Source organism: Rhodococcus sp. IEGM 1379, assembly GCF_030056815.1.
Classification (GTDB): Bacteria; Actinomycetota; Actinomycetes; order Mycobacteriales; family Mycobacteriaceae; genus Rhodococcus_F.
Map to the genome: position 1 here is coordinate 1 of NZ_JASHKR010000021.1, position 4,954 is coordinate 4,954.

The 4,954-nt window shown below is 62.3% G+C and carries 7 protein-coding genes; 2 read left to right on the plus strand and 5 right to left on the minus strand.

The window, feature by feature from the left end; all coding sequences use genetic code 11:
* Positions 1-202: 202 nt before the first annotated feature.
* Genes QM600_RS14115 through QM600_RS14135 form a run of 5 tightly spaced genes read right to left on the minus strand, consistent with a single transcriptional unit; the run spans position 203 to position 2,719 of the window.
* On the minus strand, positions 203-766 hold the full coding sequence (locus QM600_RS14115; protein WP_283262103.1) for an Asp23/Gls24 family envelope stress response protein: 564 nt from the start codon (positions 764-766) through the stop codon (positions 203-205).
* Positions 763-1,740: a DUF6286 domain-containing Asp23/Gls24 family envelope stress response protein gene (locus tag QM600_RS14120; protein WP_283262104.1), complete on the minus strand. Its 978-nt coding sequence runs from the start codon at positions 1,738-1,740 to the stop codon at positions 763-765. Before QM600_RS14120 ends, QM600_RS14115 begins: the two co-directional genes overlap by 4 nt.
* Positions 1,733-1,912, minus strand: a complete 180-nt coding sequence (locus QM600_RS14125) for a DUF2273 domain-containing protein (RefSeq protein WP_094271850.1) — start codon at positions 1,910-1,912, stop codon at positions 1,733-1,735. Before QM600_RS14125 ends, QM600_RS14120 begins: the two co-directional genes overlap by 8 nt.
* 1 nt (position 1,913) lies before the next feature.
* Complete coding sequence (locus QM600_RS14130) at positions 1,914-2,258, minus strand: Asp23/Gls24 family envelope stress response protein (RefSeq protein ID WP_283262106.1); 345 nt, start codon at positions 2,256-2,258, stop codon at positions 1,914-1,916.
* On the minus strand, positions 2,255-2,719 hold the full coding sequence (locus tag QM600_RS14135) for an Asp23/Gls24 family envelope stress response protein (RefSeq protein WP_283262107.1): 465 nt from the start codon (positions 2,717-2,719) through the stop codon (positions 2,255-2,257). Before QM600_RS14135 ends, QM600_RS14130 begins: the two co-directional genes overlap by 4 nt.
* A gap of 185 nt (positions 2,720-2,904) precedes the next feature.
* On the opposite strand from QM600_RS14135, the gene QM600_RS14140 reads away from it, so the two are divergent.
* Complete coding sequence (locus tag QM600_RS14140) at positions 2,905-4,083, plus strand: NAD(P)/FAD-dependent oxidoreductase (protein ID WP_283262148.1); 1,179 nt, start codon at positions 2,905-2,907, stop codon at positions 4,081-4,083.
* A gap of 42 nt (positions 4,084-4,125) precedes the next feature.
* Positions 4,126-4,893: a glutamate racemase gene (locus QM600_RS14145; RefSeq protein ID WP_283262108.1), complete on the plus strand. Its 768-nt coding sequence runs from the start codon at positions 4,126-4,128 to the stop codon at positions 4,891-4,893.
* Positions 4,894-4,954: the final 61 nt, after the last annotated feature.

Here is a 4,954-nt window from a genome sequence, read left to right on the forward strand (position 1 = left end):
CGAAGGCGGCCGTACGGTCGGCGCCGGCAAGGTTGCCAAGATCATCAAGTGAGACCCTTGTCTTGCTAGTTGATTCATAGCTTGCAAAGAAAGGCGCTCATTCCCTTCGGGGAGTGAGCGCCTTTCTTGTTTGTCTGCGACCTAGCGGACGACAATCCGCAGTGTCTACTACTGCACAGTGTCTACTACTGCACAGTGTCGACTACTGCACAGCGTCGACGCGATCGAGGTGGAGCAGAACCTGGACGGCAATGTCCGAACCGTCGAGATTGCGGCGTACTGAAGACGCGATGCGCTCGGCGCGGGCAGTGAAGTCCACGACGTCGATGCCAGGATCCGCAGTGACGACGATGGACAGTGTCGGGAGTCCACGGTCGACGGTGGCTCGACTCTTGGTGTTACGAACACCGGGCAGTTGTCCGAGTTCGGAGGCAACTCCGGATGCGACGGGCCCGAGATCAACACTGACGTCGGTGCCGGATTCGGTGTGCTGGAGTTCTACGGCGCGGGTGCGGCGTCGCCCAAGATTCAGGGACAGCAGTCCGAGTCCGACAACGACGGCGACGATAAACGTTCCGGTGAGGAACCAATGCCACCAGTCCTCTTCGGGAATTCCGAGGAGTCTGGGCCGGTCCAGACGAGAGACCCATGTGCGGATCAATTTCACGCCGGCGTCCCACGCAATGATGTAGCCGCCGGCGGCGAGGAGTGCGACGCCGATGACGAGCACGATTATTCGATCGAGTCCTGCTATGTAGCGGTTCACGATTCGACCTTCTGGGTTGCGACCATTTCTCGGGTGAGCAGGGCCCTGGCGAGAACAGTCAGTTGTACCGGCCGTTGCAGGATGTCGAGGTGTGGTTGAACAGCGGCTTCGACGGCGGTGATCAGTGCGTCGTGATCGCCGCCGGCGGTATCGATGTGGACCTTTGCGTGCTTGCGGTCGACGGTAGTGCGGGCGCGTAGAACTCCGGGGACGGAGGCAGCGTGGCCGCTACAGAGACGGGCAATGTCGGTGGGGCGCATCCACACCGTCGATGCGGCTGGGTTGCCCAGTGCTACATGGGTTTTCGCGCGAGGTTTGACGGCCGTGGCGATCAGGACCACCCCGGCGACCACGGCAGCGATTGCCGTGGGCAGTAGCCACGGTTCCCAGTGCAGTCGTGATACCCATTCGACAGAATTCTGGATCCACGGTGCAGATTCGAAAGTGCCTCGGTTGATGAACCATTCACGGGAAACTACGAAGGCAAGGGCGAGTAGCCCGAAGGCGACAACAACTGCCGATATTGCTGCGGCCGGTGCGGCGGATGGTACGCGAGGCGGAATCCACTGTGAAACCTGTTCGGTATCAGTATCTTCGATGCTGACGGGTGTTGATTCTTCCGGTGCGCAGGTGGCGGCGATCATGACGTTCATGTCTGTCAGCGGATATCCGGTGAGGGATTCGACGCTGCGGCCGACTTCTTCGCGGACTCGTCCGGTGAGATCTACAACCGAGCACGGCCAGGTGACGGCAATGAAGAGGTTGACGGCTACGGCGTCGGCACCCATGGCGATGTCGGCTCGGGGGAGGTCGCGTCCGGTCAACCTGGTGAGTCCGCCCGTCTGGCGAACTACGCCGGGAACGTTGACCGCGGCTGCCGTCGCGATCTTGGACATCGCGCGATCCTTGATGACGAGTGAGCCGCGTTCGCCCGGATCCGGTTGTGCCGTGCTCGAATTCGAGCGCTCAGCCACGGCCGCGGCTTCGGAGGATGGCACCCAGATCGAGGTGTCCGTCGCGGTGTGCGCCGATGGCCATGCCCGCTGCGCCGAGCAGGACAGCGAAGACGAACCCACTGAATCCGCCTAGTATGCCGGCGAGTGCGAGGAGTAGACCGACCAGCAGTCCGACTGTAGTGCTGTTCACGTCAGTTCCTTTCTTCGAAAATTTCAGCAGAATCACTATCACCGTCACCATCGACGACGACGACGACGTCGCCGACAGTGACGGTGATCGGTACGTCGACTACCTGCCCGACTGCTTGTCTGACCTGCTCGGCGACAGTCAGTACATTGGCGGGGTACTTCACGGAAATGTGTACGGCACAGGATGTTTCGTCCAGGACGACGCCGGTGATGCGTTTGCCCGGTAGATAGGTTCCGACTTCGCCGAATTGGCCACCGTGCAGTTCGGCGACACCGGGAACGGAGAGTGCGGTGTCGGCGACAGTTTCGGCAGCGCTATCTGTGGCGGCCGGGCCGGTATCGGTCATTGAACTCTCGGCTTGGCTTCCGACTCGAGGGTCGGGTTCTCGGATTCTCCGAAGAGCATGACGTCGAAGACGGTGATGTTGACTTCGGTGACTTCGAGACCGGTCATGCGTTCTACCGCTGCGATGACGTTGCGACGGATGCCGAGCGCCAACTCGTGCAGAGCCACTCCGTACTCGGCGACGATGCCGATGTCGATGGCGGCCTGCTTTTCGCCGACCTCGACGGCCACGCCCTGAGCGTGGTTGACCCGGGCTCCCGGGATTCGGTCGCGAAGTGCGCCGACGGCACGGGCGGTGCCACCACCGACGTCGTAGACGCCGTTGATCTCACGGGTGGCGATGCCGGCAATCTTTGCGACGACCGCGTCGGCGATGATCGTCTTACCTTGGGTGCTGTGGAGAGCGGCAGGCCCCGGGGCGCCGAATTGGACGCTGTTCTTTTCACTGGAATCGCTGGTCATACGGGGCTCCCTGCTCGAGTTTCAGTGTGTGCGTCTCGTCTCCTGTCAACTGTAGTGACTTCTGTTATCGACGCGCGGTGCACCACGCCTACGTCCGTATTTGGTATGACAGAGTCTTGACGTAACAAGTGTCGACGCTCATAGTGTGCGTCGAAAGTGACGTAGGACAGACAGGTTGGTGTGTGGTGGCACGGATTGTGATCGTGGGCGCGGGATTATCGGGGCTTCGGACCGCGGAGGAGCTGCGCCGCGCAGGCTTTGACGGCGAGATCGTGCTGGCCGGCGGTGAGACTCATCTTCCGTATGACCGACCGCCCCTGTCCAAGGAAGTAATTCGTGGTGACAAGGACGAGACGACATTGCGTCCGGCTGAGTTCTTCACGGAGAACAAGATCGACTTGAAGCTGGGTTCGCCGGCTCTCTCCGTGAATACGGCAGCGAAGACGGTTGCCTTTGCCGACGGTTCCGAACTCTCGTACGACGAGTTGGTCATCGCGACCGGCCTGACACCGCGCCGGATCAGTGGTCTACCGCAACTGTCGGGTGTCCATGTACTCCGCTCGATCGAGGAAGCGTTGGCGTTGCGCGCAGATCTTGCGCCGGGCAAGCGTGCGTTGATCGTCGGAGCTGGGTTCATCGGTTGTGAGTTGGCGTCGAGCATGAAGTCGCATGGCGTTGAGGTGACATTGCTCGAGCCGCAGCCCACTCCGCTCGCTTCGGTGCTGGGTACGACGGTGGGCGCTCTCGTCGAGCGTCTGCATCGAGCTGAAGGAATCGACGTTCGAGTCGGCGTCGGCCTGAAGACGCTCTCCGGTGACGGTGCCGTCGACACCGCTGTTCTCGCAGACGGTTCCGAAATTGCTGTCGACGTGGTTGCCATCGGCGTGGGTTCTCTCCCCGTGACGAATTGGCTTGCCGATTCGGGTATCGAACTCGACAACGGTGTCCTCTGTGACGCGGTTGGCCGCACGAGTGCCGATCACGTGTGGGCGGTAGGCGACGTGGCGGCCTGGACCATCGGGGAGCGGCGCAAGCGCGTCGAGCACTGGAGCAACGCGGGCGATCAGGCGAAGGTCCTCGCCGGCGCCTTGACCGGGACCGGTGACCCGAATGCGGCCGCGCAGGTTCCGTACTTCTGGAGCGATCAGTACGACGTGAAGATTCAGGCGCTGGGGACCGTCGCGCCCACCGATCAGGTCCACATCATCAAGGACGACGGGAAGAAGTTCGTCGCCTACTACGAGCGTGACGGACTGCTGGCAGCCGTGGTCGGTTGCGGCAGTGCCGGGGCCGTGATGAAGATGCGGATGAAGATCGCTGCGGGTACACCCATTGCCGACGTGTTGGAGTCCACTTCAGCGTGAGCTGATGAGGCTCGGTCCGGTTCGGGACGCTAGATTTGTTCGGTGATCGTTGCGCTCATCGACTCGGGACTTGGTCTGCTCCCGACTTCTGCATGGCTACGACGCCTGCGTCCCGAACTGGATCTCGTACTGTCCTTGGATCCCGACGGTGCGCCGTGGGGACCCAAGCCGGCGGAGTGGGTGATCGAGCGGGTTCTGGGCACGGCGCAGCGAAGCCTGGATCGAGGTGCGCAGGTCATCGTCCTGCCATGTAATACGGCGAGTGTGACGGCGCTCGACCACGTCCGTGAGCTGGTCGGACCCGGTGTTCCGGTTATCGGCACAGTGCCGGCCATCAAACCGGCGGCGACTGCGTGTGATTCGGTCGCGATCTGGGCTACTGCGGCAACAACGGCAAGTCGTTACCAAGCAGATCTGATTGCCGAGTTCGCCGACGGCAGCGATGTGGTGGGGGTGGCGTGTCACGGCTTGGCCGACGCCATAGACCGTGGTGACCGGGCGGCTGCCTTGGCGGCAATCGCGTCGGCCGCTGCGCGCACACCGGATGACGTGCAAGGCGTCGTGCTGGGATGCACTCACTATCCGTTGCTGAGGGATGAGATAGTTGCGGCTCTTCCGGCGGGAGTGCAGTTGTTCGACAGCGCGGAGGCTGTCGCGCGGCAGACACTGCGTCGAATCGATGCTCTCGAGACCGATATTCCAGCAGGCTCGGGCAAGGTCGAGGTGTTGGTGAGCGGGCGGCCGGGCAGCCTTCCGTCCAGCGCCGAAGCTTTCGACGCTGGACGGATCTTGGGCGCGATCAGAGCCTGAGTTCTCATGGGCGGCCACTCCGTGATCGCCGCTTCAATGGGCGGCCACTCCGTGATCGCCG